We start from the raw sequence: 2,545 nt of genomic DNA, 5'->3' as shown, positions 1-2,545 counted from the left end.
GGATAAAGGAACATAGAAATTGTAGACTTAGGAAAATATTTGATTTATTGAATTCTAAATTAAGGGGTTACTACAATTACTATGGAATCATAGGAAATTATAAGATGATAAATAAATTCCACACCAAGATATTTAAATTACCATATAAATGGTTAAACAGAAGAAGTCAAAGGAAAAGTTTTAACTACATGGGATTTAAAGAAGTTACAAAAAGGTATGGAATGATAAGACCATTTATAGCAAAAGAAGATAATCAAATTATGATGAGAATATAACTGCTGAAATACGGAAGTAGAGATGTGTAACTGAGGAGCCCGGTGCGGTAGTTCCGCACGCCGGGATCTGTGCGGGGGGCGTCAAGTGATTGGCGGCTCTACCGTGACTATTATTATAGAATGGATTGATTGAGGTTATTTTGTAAAATTGAAATAATTAATATGATAGAAGGAATGGTTATATGAAGAAAAAAGAATTTAATAAATGGAAAGAAATTAGTAAAAATGGAAAAGTAAGATTTATACTCCAATATGGTATTTTATATCAAGGAATTCCTCTAGGACTTGTTATAGTATTTGTACAGGCAATAAGAGATGAAGGGATTGTAGTAGTATTCAATGATTGGATAAGTGTAGCGAGTTGTATAATGATTGGAATTATATATGGAGTATTACTTGGAACTATATATGGTACAGTTCAGTGGAGCGTAAATAGGAAAAAATGGTTAAAATAAAAAAATAACATATTAAAAAATGTATATTTAAGTGTGTATATATAATTATTGTTCCCAATATTTTGAGTAGGATTAAGTCTAATGGCGACACAGTTTTTGAGAGAATACTATTACTAGAGAGGTATTTAGTAATAAGATAATTTAGAAAATATTGCCATAATAATAATGACAGTAACGTTATTCCAGCAATGAGTCTTTGGATCTTATATAACATACAAGTACCAATATTTTACTTAAAACATGTAAAACATCGGTACTTGTCAGAATGTTATTTGAAAGAAAAAAGAAACTAGGAGGGGAACATGAAAGATGTTTTAATAAAGATTAAGGGAGATAGTAGGATAAGATGTATTTTTAATATATTGATAATTTTAAGAATTACACTGGTAGTATTAGGGGTTATTTTTAATATGTATCTATTGGGAAGTAGTACCATGGATATTATAGATTTTATCATATTATTTGTGGCATTTATAGTTGTTTCAAAAAGTGATGTTAATAAATTGATCGGTAGGTATATATTGTTAAGTATATTGATAATGGTGAATATCTTTTGGTCTGTATGGTATGGTGATAAAGTAGAATATTACTTCAAGTCCCCTAATGGAAAAAATACTTTAGTTGTATCGGAAGAACCTGTTCTGATGTTAGGGGTATGTGAATTATATGAACGCAAGTATCTTATATTCAAAAAACGATTAGGGGGGTCACCATTATATACTGACGATGGCTATCGTCCTTTTTCTAATTATGATTATAAAATTGAGTGGGTAACCGAGAAGGAAGCTATAATATTTTATGGTTATGGCTCTGGAAGTAGGAGCTGTAAAGAAAAGGTTAAATTTAAATAGTTAAATGAGTATGTTATATGCTTAAATAAAAATAATAAATTTACAAACTCAAGGCAGGTTAGTGTAATATTAGCCTTGAGGGAGGTGAAATTTTCCATCAGATAACATACTATTTTCAGACATTCCACTAAAAGCATGTGGAACGTCGCACGATATCAAGGCATTATTCCCAATGGAAAAAAATAATATTGAAGAATTAAAGATTATAAATATGAACTCCTGAATTATGATAAGATAATATTAAATAAAATAATAAAAATGGAGTGAACGAAATATGTGTAAATTAAATCCAAAGGTAGATTTTGTATTTAAAAAATTATTTGGAAGTGAAGAAAACAAAGACATATTAATCGCGTTTATAAATTCAATTTTAGGTGAAGGGAGAGAAATTAAAGATATAGAACTTAAAAATCCATACAACTTGGCAAACTATAAGAACGGAAAAATGTCCATATTAGACATAAAAGCAGTAGATGAAAAAGGTGTATGGTATGATATAGAAATGCAAATAGCAGAACAAGGATTTTATGATAAAAGGGCATTTTATTATTGGGCCAAGGTATTTTCAGATCAAATGGCGAGTGGAGAAGATTATGAAAAATTAAAGAAAACTATAGGAATAAATATATTGGATTTCAACTATATAGATGAAGAAGATTATCACAATGAATACAGAGTATATAATACAAAAACAAAAAAAGAGTTTAGCAATTTATTTGAGATGCATTACGTAGAACTGAAAAAATTCAATAAAGATATTCATGAAATAAAAACAGCCTTAGATCGATGGGTTACATTTTTAAATAAAGCATATGAGTATGATAAAGATCGGATACCAAAAGAATTAGAAGAAGAAATAACCATAAAAAAGGCAATTGAAAAATTAGATATCATGTCACTGAATAAAGAAGAAAGAGAAATATATGAAAATGATTTAAAAAGACTTAGAATATATAGCGCAGAT

At 28.5% G+C, this 2,545-nt stretch carries 4 protein-coding genes; all 4 read left to right on the top strand.

Annotation, left to right across the window (positions count from 1 at the left end; all coding sequences use genetic code 11):
- Positions 1-275 (top strand): group II intron maturase-specific domain-containing protein (locus N4A57_RS15740; protein WP_293658994.1); only part of this gene is annotated, 275 nt, incomplete at its 5' end.
- 182 nt (positions 276-457) lie between these two features.
- A complete protein-coding gene (locus N4A57_RS15735) occupies positions 458-730 on the top strand; it encodes a hypothetical protein (RefSeq protein ID WP_293658993.1) in 273 nt (90 codons plus the stop codon).
- A gap of 302 nt (positions 731-1,032) precedes the next feature.
- Complete coding sequence (locus N4A57_RS15730) at positions 1,033-1,581, top strand: hypothetical protein (protein ID WP_293658992.1); 549 nt, start codon at positions 1,033-1,035, stop codon at positions 1,579-1,581.
- 274 nt (positions 1,582-1,855) lie between these two features.
- The coding region (locus N4A57_RS15725) for an Rpn family recombination-promoting nuclease/putative transposase (RefSeq protein ID WP_293658991.1) at positions 1,856-2,545 on the top strand (690 nt) is incomplete at its 3' end.

This window comes from Anaeromicrobium sp. (assembly GCF_025210435.1).
Classification (GTDB): Bacteria; Bacillota; Clostridia; order Peptostreptococcales; family Thermotaleaceae; genus Anaeromicrobium.
Note: the sequence above shows the minus strand (reverse complement) of the source record. Positions and strands in the feature narration are given on the sequence as shown.

Excerpts from the sequence above, each read along its gene's own strand:
- N4A57_RS15730 (WP_293658992.1), top strand. The coding sequence starts at position 1,033 with ATGAAAGATGTTTTAATAAAGATTAAGGGAGATAGTAGGATAAGATGT.
- N4A57_RS15735 (WP_293658993.1), top strand. The coding sequence starts at position 458 with ATGAAGAAAAAAGAATTTAATAAATGGAAAGAAATTAGTAAAAATGGA.